Annotated in this window: 18 protein-coding genes; 13 read left to right on the top strand and 5 right to left on the bottom strand. The window is 66.3% G+C overall.

Annotated features, from left to right (window positions below; translation table 11 throughout):
* Window positions 1-131: 131 nt before the first annotated feature.
* From ON22_RS02185 to ON22_RS02165, 5 genes are all read left to right on the top strand, one after another.
* Complete coding sequence (locus ON22_RS02185; protein WP_255218505.1) at window positions 132-1,700, top strand: FadD3 family acyl-CoA ligase; 1,569 nt, start codon at window positions 132-134, stop codon at window positions 1,698-1,700.
* The gene (locus tag ON22_RS02180; protein WP_033244026.1) at window positions 1,700-2,611 is read left to right on the top strand and encodes an enoyl-CoA hydratase; all 912 of its coding nucleotides are present in this window, start codon (window positions 1,700-1,702) and stop codon (window positions 2,609-2,611) included. Before ON22_RS02185 ends, ON22_RS02180 begins: the two co-directional genes overlap by 1 nt.
* Window positions 2,612-3,751 carry an acyl-CoA dehydrogenase family protein gene (locus ON22_RS02175; protein WP_033244025.1) on the top strand — a complete coding sequence of 380 codons (1,140 nt, stop codon included), beginning with the start codon at window positions 2,612-2,614 and terminating at the stop codon, window positions 3,749-3,751.
* Window positions 3,748-4,782 (top strand): acyl-CoA dehydrogenase family protein, encoded by a 1,035-nt coding sequence (locus ON22_RS02170; RefSeq protein ID WP_033244024.1) that lies wholly within the window; start codon window positions 3,748-3,750, stop codon window positions 4,780-4,782. The genes ON22_RS02175 and ON22_RS02170 overlap by 4 nt, the downstream gene beginning before the upstream one ends.
* 148 nt (window positions 4,783-4,930) lie before the next feature.
* Entirely contained in the window at window positions 4,931-5,983 is a 1,053-nt protein-coding gene (locus ON22_RS02165; RefSeq protein ID WP_033244023.1) for an acyl-CoA dehydrogenase family protein, read from the top strand.
* 157 nt (window positions 5,984-6,140) lie between these two features.
* Here ON22_RS02165 and ON22_RS02160 read toward each other — a convergent pair whose 3' ends face one another.
* Window positions 6,141-6,515 (bottom strand): type II toxin-antitoxin system VapC family toxin, encoded by a 375-nt coding sequence (locus ON22_RS02160; RefSeq protein ID WP_033244022.1) that lies wholly within the window; start codon window positions 6,513-6,515, stop codon window positions 6,141-6,143.
* Window positions 6,512-6,766 carry a type II toxin-antitoxin system Phd/YefM family antitoxin gene (locus ON22_RS02155; protein ID WP_033244522.1) on the bottom strand — a complete coding sequence of 85 codons (255 nt, stop codon included), beginning with the start codon at window positions 6,764-6,766 and terminating at the stop codon, window positions 6,512-6,514. The genes ON22_RS02160 and ON22_RS02155 overlap by 4 nt, the downstream gene beginning before the upstream one ends.
* Window positions 6,767-7,038: 272 nt before the next feature.
* Here ON22_RS02155 and rsgA point away from each other — a divergent pair, with 272 nt between their 5' ends.
* Window positions 7,039-8,082 (top strand): ribosome small subunit-dependent GTPase A, encoded by a 1,044-nt coding sequence (gene rsgA, locus ON22_RS02150; RefSeq protein WP_033244021.1) that lies wholly within the window; start codon window positions 7,039-7,041, stop codon window positions 8,080-8,082.
* A 360-nt stretch (window positions 8,083-8,442) separates the two neighbouring features.
* On the opposite strand, the gene ON22_RS02145 is transcribed toward rsgA, so the two are convergent.
* Window positions 8,443-8,772 carry a hypothetical protein gene (locus ON22_RS02145; protein ID WP_033244020.1) on the bottom strand — a complete coding sequence of 110 codons (330 nt, stop codon included), beginning with the start codon at window positions 8,770-8,772 and terminating at the stop codon, window positions 8,443-8,445.
* A 1-nt stretch (window position 8,773) separates the two neighbouring features.
* The gene (locus ON22_RS02140) at window positions 8,774-9,982 is read right to left on the bottom strand and encodes a 3-ketosteroid-9-alpha-monooxygenase, oxygenase component (RefSeq protein ID WP_033244019.1); all 1,209 of its coding nucleotides are present in this window, start codon (window positions 9,980-9,982) and stop codon (window positions 8,774-8,776) included.
* 215 nt (window positions 9,983-10,197) lie between these two features.
* Here ON22_RS02140 and hsaA point away from each other — a divergent pair, with 215 nt between their 5' ends.
* From hsaA to hsaB, 4 genes are all read left to right on the top strand, one after another.
* Window positions 10,198-11,361 (top strand): 3-hydroxy-9,10-secoandrosta-1,3,5(10)-triene-9,17-dione monooxygenase oxygenase subunit, encoded by a 1,164-nt coding sequence (gene hsaA, locus ON22_RS02135; RefSeq protein ID WP_033244018.1) that lies wholly within the window; start codon window positions 10,198-10,200, stop codon window positions 11,359-11,361.
* Window positions 11,361-12,239, top strand: coding sequence for a 4,5:9,10-diseco-3-hydroxy-5,9,17-trioxoandrosta-1(10),2-diene-4-oate hydrolase (gene hsaD / locus ON22_RS02130; RefSeq protein WP_033244017.1), 879 nt, complete (start codon window positions 11,361-11,363; stop codon window positions 12,237-12,239). The genes hsaA and hsaD overlap by 1 nt, the downstream gene beginning before the upstream one ends.
* Before the next feature lie 2 nt (window positions 12,240-12,241).
* Window positions 12,242-13,141: an iron-dependent extradiol dioxygenase HsaC gene (gene hsaC / locus ON22_RS02125; protein ID WP_033244016.1), complete on the top strand. Its 900-nt coding sequence runs from the start codon at window positions 12,242-12,244 to the stop codon at window positions 13,139-13,141.
* A 91-nt stretch (window positions 13,142-13,232) separates the two neighbouring features.
* Window positions 13,233-13,853 (top strand): 3-hydroxy-9,10-secoandrosta-1,3,5(10)-triene-9,17-dione monooxygenase reductase subunit, encoded by a 621-nt coding sequence (gene hsaB / locus ON22_RS02120; protein WP_051157066.1) that lies wholly within the window; start codon window positions 13,233-13,235, stop codon window positions 13,851-13,853.
* A 157-nt stretch (window positions 13,854-14,010) separates the two neighbouring features.
* On the opposite strand, the gene ON22_RS02115 is transcribed toward hsaB, so the two are convergent.
* Window positions 14,011-14,586 (bottom strand): TetR/AcrR family transcriptional regulator, encoded by a 576-nt coding sequence (locus ON22_RS02115; RefSeq protein WP_306306575.1) that lies wholly within the window; start codon window positions 14,584-14,586, stop codon window positions 14,011-14,013.
* 93 nt (window positions 14,587-14,679) lie between these two features.
* Here ON22_RS02115 and ON22_RS02110 point away from each other — a divergent pair, with 93 nt between their 5' ends.
* The 3 genes from ON22_RS02110 to ON22_RS02100 are packed head-to-tail and all read left to right on the top strand — an operon-like array spanning window position 14,680 to window position 16,176.
* A complete protein-coding gene (locus tag ON22_RS02110) occupies window positions 14,680-15,069 on the top strand; it encodes a hypothetical protein (RefSeq protein ID WP_033244014.1) in 390 nt (129 codons plus the stop codon).
* 2 nt (window positions 15,070-15,071) lie between these two features.
* Window positions 15,072-15,689 carry a pyridoxamine 5'-phosphate oxidase family protein gene (locus ON22_RS02105; protein WP_033244013.1) on the top strand — a complete coding sequence of 206 codons (618 nt, stop codon included), beginning with the start codon at window positions 15,072-15,074 and terminating at the stop codon, window positions 15,687-15,689.
* Window positions 15,690-15,714: 25 nt separating this feature from the next.
* Window positions 15,715-16,176 carry a nuclear transport factor 2 family protein gene (locus ON22_RS02100; RefSeq protein ID WP_033244012.1) on the top strand — a complete coding sequence of 154 codons (462 nt, stop codon included), beginning with the start codon at window positions 15,715-15,717 and terminating at the stop codon, window positions 16,174-16,176.
* The last annotated feature ends 74 nt before the right edge of the window (window positions 16,177-16,250 follow it).

Here is a 16,250-nt window from a genome sequence, read left to right as displayed (position 1 = left end):
TTGCGACCGGTACCGGATTCTGAGGTCTGGATAGCACCCACGCCGGTAGGATAACCTACCAAGCACTTGCTTTGTAGACTCCGTTCGAGACCGCGCGCACCGCACACGGCCGCACGACCATGAGGACACCCGTGACAACCCCTGCGCAAACCCCGCCGGTGGCACAGACCATCCCCGCGGCACTGCACGCCGCCGCCCAGACCTTCGGTTCGGCGCCCGCACTGGCCGACGGCCCCGTCCGGTTCGACTGGAACCGACTCCTCACCGAGGTCCAGGACGTGGCCCGCGCCCTGCTCGCCCGCGGAATCCAGGTCGGCGACCGCGTGGCGATCTGGTCGCCCAATACCTGGCACTGGGTGGTCGCCGCACTGGGTGCACACTATGCGGGCGCGACCCTGATTCCGCTCAACACGCGCTACGTCGCGGACGAGGTCGTCGATGTGCTGCGCCGGGTGGACGCCAAGGCACTGTTCATCGCCGGCACGTTCCTGAAACGCGATCGCCTCGCCGAACTACGCGCGGCCGCGCCCGACCTGCAGATCGACACCGTCGTGGTACTGCCCGTCGAAGGCCCGCAGGACCGGATCGAAGGCGCGCTGAACTGGTCCGACCTGCCCGGGACCGCCGCCGCGGTGAGCCGGGAGCAGGTGCTCGAACGCGGCGAATCGATCGGCGCCGAGGATCTGTCCGACATCCTGTTCACCTCCGGTACCACCGGCCGCAGCAAAGGCGTACTGATCGCGCACCGGCAGACACTGTCGACGGCGCGCGCATGGGCCGAATGCGCCACCCTGGACACCGCCGACAACTACCTGATCGTCAACCCGTTCTTCCACAGCTTCGGCTACAAGGCCGGGATCATCACCTGCCTGCTGACCGGCGCCACCATCGTCCCGCAGATCGTCTTCCATGTGCCGACCACCATGCGCCTGATCGATCAGGAGAAGATCACCGTTCTGCCCGGCCCGCCCACGATCTACCAGACCATCCTCGATTTCCCGGACCGCGGCGAATTCGATCTGAGCGGTCTGCGGGTGGCGGTGACCGGTGCGGCGCAGGTCCCGGTCGCACTGGTCGAACGGATGCGCGCGGAACTCGATTTCGATGTGGTGCTCACCGCCTACGGTCTCTCCGAATCATCGGGCTTCGGCACCATGTGCCGGGTCGACGACGATGCCGAGACCATCTCCGGCACCAGCGGCCGGCCCATCGCCGGATTCGAACTGAAGTTGAGCGAGGTCGGGGAAATACTGCTGCGCGGCCCGAATGTGATGCGCGGCTACCTCGACGATCCGGAAGCCACCGCGAAAACCATCGATGCGGACGGCTGGCTGCACACCGGCGATATCGGCGTGGTCGACGAACGCGGATACCTGAAGATCACCGACCGGCTGAAGGATATGTACCTCAGCGGCGGATTCAATGTGTATCCCGCCGAAATCGAACAGGCACTCGCCAAGCTCGACGGTGTCGCCACCGTCGCGGTGATCGGGGTCCCCGACCACCGGATGGGTGAAGTGGGCAAGGCCTATATCGTCCGCACACCGGGCGCGACGCTCACGGAGGACCAGGTGTTCTCCTACGCCACCAAGACGCTGGCCAATTTCAAGGTGCCGCGTTTCGTCGAATTCCGCAACGAACTGCCCTACAACGCCGGTGGCAAGGTGCTCAAACGTCAGTTACGTGAGGAGAATTCGTAATGTCGGAGAACATATCCCCGACCGGGAACGGGAGTATTCCCTACGAACCCGATGTGGTGACCTATGAGCGCCGGGGTGCCGTCGCGGTGGTCACCCTGAACCGGCCGGACTACCGCAACGCGCAGAACTCCGTGATGACCTACGCGATCGACGCTGCATTCGAGCGAGCGGTCGAAGATCCAGAGGTCAAGGTCATCGTGCTGGCCGGGAACGGGAAACATTTCAGCGCCGGGCACGATCTGGGCACACCCGGCCGCGACCATCACGTGAAGTACCAGAACAAGGCCGCGCTCTGGTGGGACCATGTCGACCGCCCCGGCGGCGATCAGCGCTTCGCCCGGGAGACGGAGGTGTACCTGGGGATGTGCCGCCGCTGGCGGGAGATCCCCAAGCCGACCATCGCCATGGTGCAAGGTGCCTGTATCGCGGGCGGGCTCATGCTGGCCTGGGTCTGCGATCTGATCATCGCCGCCGACGACGCCTTCTTCTCCGACCCCGTGGTGCGTATGGGTATTCCGGGCGTCGAATACTTCGCGCATCCGTGGGTGATGGGACCGCGCGCCGCCAAGGAATTCCTGTACACCGGCGATCGTTTCGACGCCGCGCAGGCCAAGGAATGGGGCATGGTCAACCGGGTCGTTCCCCGGGCCGAACTGGAATCGGAGACCATGGCGCTGGCCGAGAAGATCTCGGCGATGCCGCAGTTCGGGCTGGCGTTGACCAAAAAAGCTGTCAACCAGTCCGAGGACCTCATGGGTATGCGGTCCGGGATGGATTCGGTATTCGGCCTGCACCATTTCGCACACGCTCACAACGCCGAGGTCGGCACCGATTCCCTCGGCGGTTTGAACGCCAAATCGATGAAAGCGCAGGCGAGTTCCGCCGCGGAGACGAACGACGGGAAAGCCTGAATGGATCTCGATCTCGACGAAAGCACCCGGGAATTCCAGCGGGAAGTCCGCGAATTCCTGGCCGCCAATGTCCCCGCCGAACCGCTGCCCTCGATGGACACGGCAGCGGGATTCGAAGCACACCGCGAATGGGAGCACACGCTGGCCGAGGCCCGCTTGTCCGTGGTCTCATGGGCGCCCGAATACGGCGGGCGCGACGCGTCGCTGCTGGAATGGGTGCTGTTCGAACAGGAGTACTACGCGGCGGCCGCGCCGGGCCGGGTGAGCCAGAACGGTATCTTCCTGCTCGCACCCACCCTGTTCGAACACGGCACACCGGAGCAGCTGGCACGGATCATGCCGCGGATGGCCCGCGGCGACGATATCTGGGCACAGGCCTGGTCGGAGCCGGAAGCCGGTAGTGATCTGGCCGGTATCCGCTCCACCGCGCGCCGTACCGACGGCGGCTGGGTATTGAGCGGGCAGAAGACCTGGAGTTCACGAGCGGCGTTCGCCGACTGGGCGTTCGGCCTGTTCCGCAGCGACCCCGAAGCCGAACGGCACCGCGGGCTCACCTACCTGATGTTCCCGCTCACCGCCGACGGTGTGACGGTCCGGCCGATCCCGCAGTTGGACGGCGAACCCGGTTTCGCGGAAATCTTCCTCGACGATGTCTTCGTCCCGGACAGCGATGTGATCGGCGCCCCGAACGAGGGCTGGCGGGTCGCGATGAGCACCTCCAGTAACGAACGCGGCCTCTCGCTACGCAGCCCCGGCCGGTTCAGCGCGACCGCGCAGCGGCTGGTCGACCTGTGGACCGAAACCGGCGATACCGGCACCGCGGCCCGCGATTCGGTGGTGGACGCCTGGATCGGCAGCGAGGCCTACCGGCTGCACACCTTCGGCACCGTCACCCGGTTGAACGAAGGCGGCAAACTCGGCGCGGAATCCTCGATCACCAAGGTGTTCTGGTCCGAACTCGATATCGCCATGCACGAAACCGCGCTCGACCTGCTCGGTGCCGGCGCCGAACAGGCGAGCCGCTGGACCGACGGTTATCTGTTCTCCCTGTCCGGCCCGATCTACGCCGGTACCAACGAAATCCAACGCAACATCATCGCCGAGCGGCTCCTCGGCCTACCACGAGGAGGCAGCCGATGAAATTCGCGCTCAGCCCGGAGCATCTGGACTTCGGTGCCAGTATCCGCAAACTCTTCGAATCCGGTTCCACCCCCACCGCGGTGCGCGCGTGGAGCGGCACGGATCCGGCGCCCGGTCGCGCCCTGATCGAACAGCTCGCCGCCGCCGGCGCCCTGGGCCTCACGATCGCCGAGGATTTCGGCGGACTCGGTGCCGAACCGCTCGACCAGCTGGTCGCGTTCATCGAAATCGGCCGCGCCGCGGCGCCCGGACCGCTGGTGGAAACCGCGGCGGCCGTACCGGCAGTGCTGCAGGCCCTGGCCGAGACCGACCCGGCGCCCGCGCAGCGCTGGCTGCCCGGTATCTCGGAAGGCACCGTATCGGCCACCATCGCCTTCGGCGAAGCGGATCGCCCGGCGGTCGCGGTGGACGCGGATCGCGCCGAACTCGTACTGCTGGCCCAGGGCGACCGTCTGTCGACCGGCCGGGTGGGCGAACAGGTGCGGTCGGTGGATCCGGCCCGGCGGCTGTTCGTTGTGGAGGCCGACGAGACCGTCGCCGAGGGACCGCAGGCCCGCGCGGCCATCGCGGCCGGATTCGATTTCGGCGCCCTCGCCAACGCGGCACAGCTGCTCGGCGCCGGTAAGGCCCTGCTCGACGCCTCGACCGAATACGTCAAACAGCGCAAACAGTTCGGCCGGCCGATCGGTGAATTCCAGGCGGTCAAACAGAAACTGGCCGATGTGTTCATCGGCCTCGATCTGGCCGAACCGCTGCTGTACCGGGCCGCGCTCACCACCGGGGGGCCGAACCGGGTCCGCGATATCTCCGCGGCGGCGGTGGCCGCTGCCGATGCCGCCTACCGGGCGGCCCGTGCCGCGCTGCAAGTGCACGGCGCCATCGGCTACACCGCCGAATACGATCTGTCGCTGTGGCTGACCCGGGTCACCGCCCTGCGCTCCGCCTGGGGTACCCCGGATCTGCATCGCGGCCGGGTCGCCGAAGCACTGCGCGCCACCGGAGCGGTGGACCCGTCGGGCGCACTCACCTGAGAACACACGTACCCGGGCGGCGGCCGGGGCCGCACGGGTGCACTGCCGGAGCATCCGGCGCGCTCGTGGCGATGCGAGAACCGGCAGACAGTGGCACAACCGGACGTAGGCGCCTCGGCATCCGTCCGTCAGACCTACGGGAGAAGAGATGATCAGCGAGGAACAGCAGGAGCTGGTGTCGGCGGTCCGGGGACTGCTGGCCAAACGCGATGCCCGGGCGGGGATTCGCCAGGCCATGGACACCGACCTCGGTTACGACCCGCAACTGTGGGCGCAGCTGTGTGAACAGGTCGGAGTGGCCGCCCTGGCGATCCCCGAGGAGTACGGCGGCTTCGGCGCCGGTCTCCCCGAATCCTTGCTGGTGGTCGGTGAACTCGGCCGCACGCTCGCCGATGTGCCGATGTTCGGTTCGGCGGTCCTGGGCGCGCAGGCCGTACTGCTGTCCGGTGACAGTGAAGCCTGTGAGCGGCTGCTGCCCGGTATCGCCGAAGGCAGCCGCACGCTCGCCGTCTGCTGGGCCGGTGCCGCGGGCTGGGACGAGTTCGGAGTGGCGGCCGACGGGGAGACCCTGCAAGGCACCGCGCACTACGTCCTCGACGGCACCATCGCCGACACTCTGATCGTGATCACGGACAGTGGCCTGTTCGAAGTGGACCCGTCGGCTACCGGGGTCGAGCGCCGGCGGATGGCGGCCATGGACCCGTCCCGGGCGCTCTCCGAGATCACTTTCACCAGCACCGCGGCCCGACGGCTCGGCACCGGTGATCCCGCCCCGATCGTCGACCGGCTCCGGCAGATCGCGTGGGCGGCGCTGGCCGCCGAACAGGTCGGGGCGGCCGAATACTGCCTGGAGGCGACGGTGGAATACACCAAGTCGCGGGTGCAGTTCGGCCGGGTCATCGGCAGCTTCCAGGCCCTCAAGCACCGGATGGCCGATATGTACGTCCTGGCCGAATCCGCCAAATCGACCGCTCTGACCGCCGCCATCGCCTTGGCCGAGGAAAGCCCGTCGGCGGCCGAGGATGTCTGGGTTGCCCGCCGTCAGTGCACCGAAGCGTTCTCCACGATCGCGGCCGAAACGATCCAGCTGCACGGCGGTATCGCCATCACCTGGGAACACGACGCGCACCTGTACTTCAAACGCGCCCACGGCGACGGCCAGCTCTTCGGCACCCCGAAACGGCCGGTGGCCCACAGCTGACCGGGCTACCGGGATCCGCGGTGGTGCCGTCGGCGCCACCCGGCAACCGGTCCCGGCTGGGTGTTCTGTTCTGCCAGTTCGGTGCCGCCGAAGGCCCGCCGGTAGGCGACCTCGACGCCGTCCCTGCCGCGCCAAGCTCGACCAAGTCGTACGGCCGTCATACAGCCAGGATCGGCACCTCGTATTTATGGCACCACGGATCGCGGGTGACCAGCGTCAACCCTTCCGCGCTCGCCTGAGCCACCAGCATCCGGTCGAAGGGATCGCGGTGGATCAGCGGAAGCCGGCCGGCCGCGATGGCATGGCCGGCGCTGATCTCGAGCGTGACCAGACCGCTGTCACGGATACGCTCGGGCATATCGAGCGGGCCGCCGAGTTTCCCGGCGGCCTGCTTGATCGAAACCTCCCACATGGACACGACACTGACCGATACGTCCGGATCGTGGTCGAGCCGATCCTTCAGTTCGTCCGATAAGGCCGGGTCGTCGGTGAGCCACCACAGCACCACGTGGGTGTCGAGCAGCAAGCTCATCGGGGCATGCCGAAATCGTCCGCAATCGCCGCATTGGTCTCGTCGGAGTCCCAGTCGGCCCCGAGGTCGACACCGCGCAGCGAACCGCGGGCAGTGCGGTTCACCCGCCGTACCAGGGGCACCACTTTGGCCACCGGATGACCGGCCCGGCTGATCACGATCTCCTCGCCCCGTTCGACGCGTTCCACGATGCGCGACAGGTTCGTCTTCGCCTCGTGGATATTGAACTGTTCTGCTGCGTTGGCGGCCATACCCACCTCCTTAGCTAAGATGTTAGCCCACCTTCTCCGTTGCAGGTAGCGGTGCTGAACCGATCGATCGCGCGATATTCCGTTGCGCGGGCGGAGGCGGCGTGGCAATGTGTCGGGACAACAGCGAGTCGTGAGGGAGGTGGAGAGCGTGACGGTCGGTCGGATTGTCGTGCCGCGGCAGACCGTGCGGGTCTGTGCCGCAGCGTTCCCCACCCTGAACCTCCCTCGCTGAGCCCGGTCGGGTTCGGCGCCCGACGAAGGAATTCCCCACAATGGTCGACTACGACCTGCTCGTCCCCTACGGCTGGAACGAGAGCCTCGCCGAGGAATATCTGCCGTATCTCGATCCTGGTTTCATCCCCGCCCGCATAGTGCGGATGGACCGTGGCGAATGTGATGTAGTCACCCCGGACGGCCCCGTTCGTGCCACCTGCCCACGCGCTGATTCCGAGGTCAGCGGCCTGTGCACCGGCGATTGGGTGGTCCTGGACGCCCGGTCCCATGTCCGGACGCTGCTGCCGCGACGTTCGGTTATCGCGCGCTCGTCGGTCTCCGGCCGGTCCGAACACCAGACCCTCGCCGCCAATGTCGACACCGTGCTGATCTGCACTGCCGCCGACGGCGATGTGGATCTGGGCCGGATCGAACGAATGCTCGCGCTGGTCTGGGAGAGCGGCGCCCAACCGGTCGTCGTCCTCACCAAGGCCGACGCCGCGCAGGAGTTGCCGCTCGATGCGGTCCGGGCGATAGCTCCGGGTGCGACGGCGCTGGCCGTCAGCGCGGAAACCGGCACCGGTCTCGACGTACTCACCGCCGTACTGGACGGCACCGTCGCACTACTCGGGCCGTCCGGTGCCGGTAAGTCCACACTTGCCAACGCTCTGCTGGGCGCGGAGGTGTTCGCCACGAATCAGGTGCGCGGCGCCGACAAGAAGGGCCGGCACACCACGGTGCACCGGGAACTGCGCCCACTTCCGGGCGGCGGCACACTCATCGACACTCCCGGCCTCCGAGGCGTGGGTGTGTGGGACGCCGCCGAAGGTATCGGCCGGACATTCAGCGATATCGAGGAGCTGGCCCGCGATTGCCGCTTCGACGACTGCGCACACGACCGCGAACCGGGATGTGTGGTCCGCGAAGCCGTCGACTCCGGCATCCTCACCCCGCGCCGCCTGCACAGCTACCGCAAACTGGCCCGGGAAAACGCCTGGTTGCAGGCCCGCACCGATAAGCGGCTACAGGCCGAACGCGATCAGGCCTGGCGCAGTATCACCAAACAGCAGCGCCGCATGTACCGGGAACGCGGGACTCGCTGACCCTGGATCGCCTGACGCGACCGTATCGGGCGGCGGTCAGGAGGAGCACCTCCCGTGACCGCCGCCCTTGGGCCGACAGGAGCATCCAAGACATACTTCGAGACTTCTGAAGACGGAACTCCTCAACGGCACCGCCGGGTTCGGCCCGGGGCAGCGACCGGGGCCCCGGAGCCCAGGAAACAGGCCGGGCAATGAGCCCGCGATCTCGAAGGGCGTCGAGCTACATGTTCCGAGACCGCTGAAACGCTCCGAGTACGCCAAGAGACCGAGTGACGCGAGGCCGGGGCAGCGGAGGCGCATGATGCCGGTGACGATGCCCTGCCAGAATTCGCCGTTCGTCGTTGGCCACCCGCCGGTCCCCTACTCCGGAACGTCGAGCACGCCCTCGTCCACGGCCCATTTGATGGTTTTCTGCAACCGTTCGCAGGTGTCCGGGCGACCCGGACCGCGCCCTTTGGCGCTGATCTCGGCGAAGACCGGGCATTGCGCCGCCGGATCGCCGGTCCATTGCACGGAGGTCTGCCGGGAACTGCTCTTACGAACCAGTACCTCGGTATGGCAGGCCTGACACCGCAACGGTGTCAGGCCTTCCTCCAGGTACCGTTCCCGGTCCACGACCGTCTGGGCCCGCACCGCGTCCCGCCGCGCGGGCTGGTCGGCGAAGTCGGGTGCTTTCGCCCAGCTGGGCATGTCAGACTCCTGCCTCCGCTTGGTCTGCGGCCGCCTCTTCTTCGCGCTTACGCCGCAGATTCTCTTCGACCTCGGCTTCCCAGGCCTCGTTCGCCCTGGTCGTATCGACCTCGAACTCGAAGCGCTGAGTCATCTTCTCGGTCACGTCGGCGACATCGACGTAGAACTGGTCGTACCAGCGCCGCAGCTGGTAGACCGGGCCGTCTTCCTCGGTGAGCAGCGGGTTGTCGACCTTGGATTTGTGCTTCCAGATCTCCACGTCCTGCAGGAAGCCGTCGCCGAAGAAATCGGCCATCGTCATCGCCAGTTTCTGCGCGGTGGCGTCGTCGAGGCCCTTCGGCTTCTCGACGGTCAGACCCCACTGCAACATGAAAGAATCCTGCGACACCGGGTAGTGGCAGTTGATCAGATTGACCGTGATCTCGTAGCCGCCGTAGCTGTTGACCAGCGGGTTGACCATGTAGGAGGGCCCGAAGTACGAGGCCTCCGATTTCAGGAGCTGATCACCGGCGTACTTGGCGCCCATCCCGACATCGGGACGCCCCTTGGTCTCCAGGAACTGAGTGGCGACATGCCCCTCGAAAACGTTCTTGAAGTAGGTGGGGAAGGCGTAGTGGATATAGAAGAAGTGGGCCATATCCACCACGTTGTCGATGATCTCGCGGCAGTTCGCGCCCTCGATCAGCAACGAGTTCCAGGTCCACTGCGTCCAGCCGCTGTCGAGTTCCTCCTTCGGGTTCCCGTCCGCATCGGTGTAGGGGCCCTCGATGTAGGGGATGGTGACCTCGGGCGGCGGTTCGTTGCCCTCGTGGTCGTGCCAGACGAAGAACTGGCCGTTACGTTCCAGGGTGGTCCAGCGCCGCGTCCGCGCCAGCGGCGGAACCCGCCGGGCGTAGGGAATGGACGTGCATTTGCCGCTCGCGCCCCACCGCCAGTCGTGGAACGGGCAGGCGATATCGTCACCTTTTACCTCGCCCATACTCAGATCTCCGCCCATATGGCGGCAGTACGCGTCGAGTACATGCAAGTCGCCGGCGCTGTCGGCCCAGATCACCAGTTTGGTGCCGAATGCCTGCACCGAATGCGGTTTGCCGTCCCGGAAATTCTGCGCCAGGCCCAGGCAATGCCATCCGCGCGCGTACCGGGTGGGGGTCGAACCGACGTCGAGCTCCCGCACCTTCGCACCACCGCTTGCCGGGGTTACTGCCATCGCGATTCCTCCTCCTGCTGTACTAGAACACGTTACAAAACTGGCGCCTGGAACGCCAGCTTATTCGCATGACATCCAGCACAAGTCCCATATCGGCAGCACACGAACACCGGTTCTCGACATGAACAAGAACCTGTTCTAGTCTCAGAGGTAAATTCTGCGCTGAGCAGATAACTACCGGTTAGCAAAACAACCAGGCAGGAGCAGGGCCGGAGATGACGCGAGAAGTGACCGAACGGGTCGAAGCGCTATTGCCCACGCTGCGCGCCCGCGCACAGGAAGCCGAAGACCTTCGGCAGATTCCCGACGAATCGATCAAGGACCTGCAGGAAGCCGGATTCTTCCGGCTGTTGCAGCCCAAGCAGTGGGGCGGACTGGCGGCCGACCCGGTCGTCTTCTACGACACGGTCCGCAAGATCGCCGGCGCCTGCGGTTCCACCGGCTGGGTGGCCGGGATCATCGGCGTGCACAACTGGCATCTGGCCCTCTTCGGCCAGGAAGCCCAGGAAGAGGTGTGGGGCGAGAACACCGATGTCCGGATCTCCTCCTCCTACGCGCCCATGGGTGCGGGCACCGTGGTCGACGGCGGTTACCAGGTCAGCGGATCCTGGGCCTGGTCGTCTGGTTCGGGCCACGCCGACTGGACCTTCGTCGGCGGGCCGGTGATCAAGAACGGCAAGCCGGTCGATTTCGGCAGCTTCCTGATCCCGCGCTCGGAATACGAGATCGACGATGTCTGGAACGTGGTCGGGCTGCGCGGCACCGGCTCCAACACCCTCGTGGTGAAGGACGTTTTCGTGCCCACGCACCGGTTCCTGAGCTACAAGACCATGAACGATCTGACGTCGCCGGGCCTGGAACGCAACACCGACCCGGTCTACAAGATGCCGTGGGGCACCATCCACCCCACCACCATCTCGGCGCCGATCGTCGGTATGGCCTACGGCGCCTATGAGGCGCATGTCGAGCATCAGGGCAAGCGTGTCCGCGCGGCCTACGCCGGCGAGAAGGCCAAGGAGGATCCGTTCACCAAGGTGCGGATCGCCGAGGCGTCCAGCGATATCGATGCCGCATGGCGTCAGCTGTCGGGCAATGTCGCCGACGAATACGCACTGCTGCTCGAAGGTAAGGAAATCCCGTTCGACCTGCGGGTACGCGCCCGCCGCGACCAGGTCCGCGCGACCGGCCGGGCCATCGCCTCGATCGATAAACTGTTCGAGAGCTCCGGCGCCACCGCCCTGGTCAACGGCACCCCGCTACAGCGGTTCTGGCGCGACGCGCACGCCGGCCGGGTACACGCCTCCAACGATCCGGAGCGCGCCTACCTCATGTACGGCACCCACGAGTTCGGTCTGCCGGTTTCGGACGGGATGGTGTGATGACCTCGACCGCCGAACTCACCTACGAGTCCACCTCGAAGTTCGCGCAGGTCCGGCCGGATCTGAAACTGCACTATCACGAGGCCGGGGTCGGCAACGGCCCCACCATCGTGCTGCTGCACGGCGGCGGGCCGGGGGCTTCGTCGTGGTCGAACTTCTCCCGCAATATCCCGGTACTGGCCCGCGATTTCCATGTGATCGCCGTGGACCAGCCCGGATACGGGCAGTCCGACAAGCCCACCGAGCATCCGCAGTACTTCGTGCACAGCGCGTCGGCGCTGAAGGATCTGCTGGACACTCTCGACATCACCGATCGGGTCCATCTGCTGGGCAATTCGCTCGGCGGTGGGGCGTCGGTGCGGTTCGCACTCGACTACCCCGACCGGGCCGGGAAGCTGGTCCTGATGGGTCCCGGCGGGTTGAGCACGAACCTGTTCGCGCCCGACCCGACCGAGGGCGTGCGACTGCTGTCGAAGTTCACGTATGAGCCGACACGGGAGAACATCGAGGCGTTCCTGCGGATCATGGTGTTCGACCAGGCGCTGGTCACCGACGAACTGATCGACGAGCGTTTCGAAGCGGCGAAGAAGCCGGAATCGATCGCGGCGATGCGCGCGATGGGTAAATCGTTCGCGAGCGCCGATTTCGAGAAGGGCATGCTCTGGCGCGACTCCTACAAGCTGCGCCAGCCGGTACTGCTCATCTGGGGCCGTGAGGACCGGGTCAACCCGCTCGACGGCGCACTGGTCGCATTGAAGTCGGTTCCCCGCGCCCAGCTGCACGTCTTCGGTGGTTGCGGGCATTGGGCCCAGCTCGAGAAGTTCGCGGAATTCAACCGGCTCGCCACCGATTTCCTGCTCGGCGTCAAGGAGAAATGACGATGAGTATCAAGGCACTCGGCTATATGCGGATCGAAGCCACCGATATGGCGGCTTGGCGCGAGTACGGGCTGAAAGTGCTCGGCATGATGGAGGGCTCCGGCGCGAATCCCGATGCGCTCTATCTGCGTATGGACGATTTCGCCGCTCGCCTGGTGATCGTGCCCGGCGACCAGGACCGGCTGCTGGTCTCCGGCTGGGAGGTCACCGACGGGCCCGCGCTGCAGCGACTCCGGGAAACCCTCGAGAAGGAAGGCATCGCCTACACCGAGGGCACCAAGGAGGAGCTGGACGAACGCCGCGTCGAGGGCATGATCCGGTTCCAGGATCCCTCCGACAACACGCTCGAAGCGTTCTACGGCGCGCAGTACCTCGGCCGCCGGTTCGTCAGCCCCTACGGCCACAAATTCGTCACCGCGGAGCAGGGCCTCGGACACGTGGTCCTGACCTGCACCGACGATGCGGCCGCGCAGGCGTTCTACCAGGATGTTCTCGGTTTCCGGCTGCGGGACTCCATGCGGCTGCCGCCGCAGATGGTGGGTCGCCCGGAGGCCGGGGACCCGGCGTGGCTGCGGTTCTACGGTTGCAACCCGCGCCATCACGCGCTGGCGTTCCTGCCGCTGCCCAACCCGACCGGCATCGTGCACTTGATGGTCGAGGTGGAGAACTCCGACGATGTCGGCCTCTGCCTGGATCGCGCGCAGCGCAAGAAGGTGAAGATGTCGGCGACCCTGGGCCGGCATATCAACGACAAGATGCTGTCGTTCTATATGAAGACCCCGGGCGGATTCGATATCGAATTCGGCTGTGAAGGATTGGAAGTCGACGATCACAGCTGGACCGCGCGCGAATCCACCGCGGTGAGCCTGTGGGGACACGACTTCTCCGTGGGATTCAAGTGATCTACGGCCGGCCCGGTGCGATACTCGCTCCGGGCCGGCCGCAATCCGGCGGTCCGCCCGCCGGCAGCTTTCGTGAACCAGCAAGGACGGTATGAACGTGACGGCATCAGCGGATCCGGCGGACGGCGCCCCCGAAGCGGCAGCCGAGCCCACCATCGACCCCCGGCAGTTCCGCAATACCATCGGGCAGTTCTGCACCGGCATCACGGTGATCACCACATTCACCGACGACAACACTCCGGTCGGTTTCGCCTGCCAGTCCTTCGCGTCGCTGTCCCTCGACCCGCCGCTGGTTCTGTTCTGCCCGACCAAAGGCTCGCGTTCCTGGGCCGCGATCGAGGCCAACGGCCGGTTCTGCGCCAACGTCCTGGCCGAGGAACAGCAGCCGGTCTGCGCGAGGTTCGGGTCTCGCGAACCGGATAAGTTCGCCGGAATCGATTGGCACACATCCGAACTCGGGCTCCCCCGGCTCGACAACTCGCTGGCCACCATCGAATGCGCGGTGGACCGCGTGGTGGACGGTGGCGACCACTACATCGTCATCGGCCGGGTCCTGGCCATGACGGAAACCGCCGCGACGGCGAACGGCCGCCCGCTGCTGTTCTACCGCGGCCAGTACACCGCCATCGAACCGGAGAAGACCACCCCGGCCCCCTGGCGCGCCGACCTGGACGATTTCCTCACCACCACCACCTTGGACACCTGGCTCTAGTTCCGGCGACCGTTCCTCGACACCGGCCGACCGGCGACGCCGCCACGCAGTCGAAGTTGCCGCCGCGAGGCAGCAGCGTGAGCCCACGGATGTCGGCAGCTGCCGCGACCGCTGGTCGGCCGAGTCCGCGCCGCGGAGCATCCCACAGCAGCGCCTATCACGAACCTTCGCTGCGTTCGGCGGCGGACAGCAAGGTCGCCGCCGCGGCGCGCGCCTGCTGTGCCACCCGAGGCCCGTCGCCCTGCACGGCGGCCGTGGCCATGGCGCCGTTGGCGAGAATCATCAACTGGTCCGCCAACCCGGCCGGGAAGGCACATTCGGCGACGAGTTCGGCCAGATAGTCACGCAGTGCGAGCTTGTGCCGGCGGGCGATCCGGCCGACCTCGTCCGAGGTACCGCCCAGTTCTCCGACGGTGTTGATGAACAGGCATCCCCGGAAGTCGGGGTCGGCGAACCATTCGAGCAGGTAGTCGAAAACGGCCAAGATCCGCTCGCGCGGCGTATCGGCCCGCGCCTCCACATATTCGGCAATCGCTGTGCGCACGTCACCGTCGCGCCGCTCCAGGACCGCACATACGAGCGCGGATTTGGAAGGGAACAGCCGGTAGAGCCGTTTCAGCGGTAGTTTCGCGGCGTCGCGGATGCTGTCCATCCCGACTGCCTGCACCCCGCGCTCGTTGAACAGGCGATCGGCGGCGGCGAGCACCTGCACTGCTTCGGCCTCATCCGCCACAATGACCTCCTTGCGTTGAGAACCGTCGTTCTCCTACACTACAGAAGCCCGTCGAGAACGACCGTTCTCACGCAGGCCGCAAAGGAGACAACAATGAGTTCCGGCACCGCGACCAAGACCGCAGTACTCGTGATGAGCGACCCGAACGGCGGCGACGAAGCACTCGGCCGCATGTTCAACGCCCTCGCCGCCGCCTACGATTTCGACCAGGCCGGCGACGAGGTCCGGGTGCAATTCCAGGGCGCAGGCACCCGCTGGCCCGAACTGCTGGAATCACCCGAGCATCCCGCCTACGACGTCTACCAGGCGGTGCGTCACACCATCGCCGGCATCTCATGCGGCTGCAGCGATCTCTTCGGCGGCCGGGAAGGCGCCACCGCCGCCGGCCTCGATCTGATCAAGGACAACCCGCTGCCGGGCACCTCCGGCGTGGCCAGCCTGCGCACCCTCGTCGACAACGGATACTCCATCCTGGCCTTCTGACCATGGAGCATTTCTTCGCGCTCACTTTCGGAGCGGAGGAGCAGGCGCACCAGCGCCGGAAAGGCTCACTCGACCGCTACGAACACGCGCTTTCCGCCGCGCCCGTGCCCACCGGCCTGGGCGCGGCGGAAGCCGAGTTCCTGCAGCACCGCGACAGTTTCTACATCGCGTCCACCGGCAGCAACGGCTGGCCCTACGTACAGCACCGCGGTGGGCCGGCCGGTTTCGTGAAGGTCACCGGCCCAACCCAGTTGGCCTGGGTGGAAAGCACCGGCAATCGGCAGTACATCACCGCCGGTCACCTCGACCACGACGACCGGGTGGCGATCATCGCGGTGGACTACCCGAATCGCAAGCGACTCAAGATACTCGGACACGCGCGATTCGACCCAGAACCGGCGCCCGATACCCTCGAACCACTCAGGGCCACCGGGCGGATCGAAGGCGTTCTCACGGTCGAAGTCGTCGCCTTCGACTGGAATTGCCCCAAATACATCACCCCACGATTCACCGTGGACGAAATGCGGGCCGCCACCGAACCGCTACGAGAACGAATCAGTCAACTCGAGACGGCGCTCGCCGCACAGCAGGCCGCAACCGGTCTCCCACCGGCGTCGTGACCGATCCGCACCCTGAGAGGTTGCCATGACCGATATCCGACCCCCGTTTCCCCCGTTCACCGCGGAAACCGCGCACCAGAAAGTTCGAGCCGCCGAGAACGCGTGGAACAGCCGGGACCCCGAACGAGTGGCCCTTGCATACACACCGGACTCCGTGTGGCGCAATCGCGATCAATTCGTCACCGGCCGCGACGAGATCGTCGCATTCCTGACTGCCAAATGGGAGCGGGAACTGGACTATGCACTCCGCAAGAGCTTGTGGAGCTTCGGCGACGACCGCATCGCCGTTCGCTTCCAGTACGAATGGCACGACCATGCGGGCCGCTGGTGGCGCAGCTACGGCAACGAACTGTGGGAGTTCGACGAGCACGGCCTGATGCGGCGCAGGGAAGCGAGTATCAACGACATCGCGATAGCCGAGGCCGACCGCAGGATCCACGGACCGCGAGCCGAGCACACGGACGAGCCGGATATTCCGCTCGAATAGTGCGTGGCCTGTACGGTCCAGCCGACGGACCGCACGCGCGGCGGCTACGCAGCCGGTCCGGGCGACAGGTGCCC

Origin of the sequence: Nocardia carnea NBRC 14403, assembly GCF_000308515.1 — a bacterium.
GTDB lineage: Bacteria > Actinomycetota > Actinomycetes > Mycobacteriales > Mycobacteriaceae > Nocardia > Nocardia carnea.
The sequence above is the reverse complement of the archived record's forward strand: the minus strand, read 5'-3'. Positions and strand labels throughout refer to the sequence as shown.

Bases quoted from the DNA above. Each gene is read 5' to 3' on its own strand.
- ON22_RS02180 (WP_033244026.1), top strand. From the start codon at position 1,700: ATGTCGGAGAACATATCCCCGACCGGGAACGGGAGTATTCCCTACGAA.
- ON22_RS02175 (WP_033244025.1), top strand. From the start codon at position 2,612: ATGGATCTCGATCTCGACGAAAGCACCCGGGAATTCCAGCGGGAAGTC.
- ON22_RS02170 (WP_033244024.1), top strand. From the start codon at position 3,748: ATGAAATTCGCGCTCAGCCCGGAGCATCTGGACTTCGGTGCCAGTATC.
- ON22_RS02165 (WP_033244023.1), top strand. From the start codon at position 4,931: ATGATCAGCGAGGAACAGCAGGAGCTGGTGTCGGCGGTCCGGGGACTG.
- ON22_RS02160 (WP_033244022.1), bottom strand. From the start codon at position 6,515: ATGAGCTTGCTGCTCGACACCCACGTGGTGCTGTGGTGGCTCACCGAC.
- ON22_RS02155 (WP_033244522.1), bottom strand. From the start codon at position 6,766: ATGGCCGCCAACGCAGCAGAACAGTTCAATATCCACGAGGCGAAGACG.
- rsgA (WP_033244021.1), top strand. From the start codon at position 7,039: ATGGTCGACTACGACCTGCTCGTCCCCTACGGCTGGAACGAGAGCCTC.
- ON22_RS02145 (WP_033244020.1), bottom strand. From the start codon at position 8,772: ATGCCCAGCTGGGCGAAAGCACCCGACTTCGCCGACCAGCCCGCGCGG.
- ON22_RS02140 (WP_033244019.1), bottom strand. From the start codon at position 9,982: ATGGCAGTAACCCCGGCAAGCGGTGGTGCGAAGGTGCGGGAGCTCGAC.
- hsaA (WP_033244018.1), top strand. From the start codon at position 10,198: ATGACGCGAGAAGTGACCGAACGGGTCGAAGCGCTATTGCCCACGCTG.
- hsaD (WP_033244017.1), top strand. From the start codon at position 11,361: ATGACCTCGACCGCCGAACTCACCTACGAGTCCACCTCGAAGTTCGCG.
- hsaC (WP_033244016.1), top strand. From the start codon at position 12,242: ATGAGTATCAAGGCACTCGGCTATATGCGGATCGAAGCCACCGATATG.
- hsaB (WP_051157066.1), top strand. From the start codon at position 13,233: ATGAACGTGACGGCATCAGCGGATCCGGCGGACGGCGCCCCCGAAGCG.
- ON22_RS02110 (WP_033244014.1), top strand. From the start codon at position 14,680: ATGAGTTCCGGCACCGCGACCAAGACCGCAGTACTCGTGATGAGCGAC.
- ON22_RS02105 (WP_033244013.1), top strand. From the start codon at position 15,072: ATGGAGCATTTCTTCGCGCTCACTTTCGGAGCGGAGGAGCAGGCGCAC.
- ON22_RS02100 (WP_033244012.1), top strand. From the start codon at position 15,715: ATGACCGATATCCGACCCCCGTTTCCCCCGTTCACCGCGGAAACCGCG.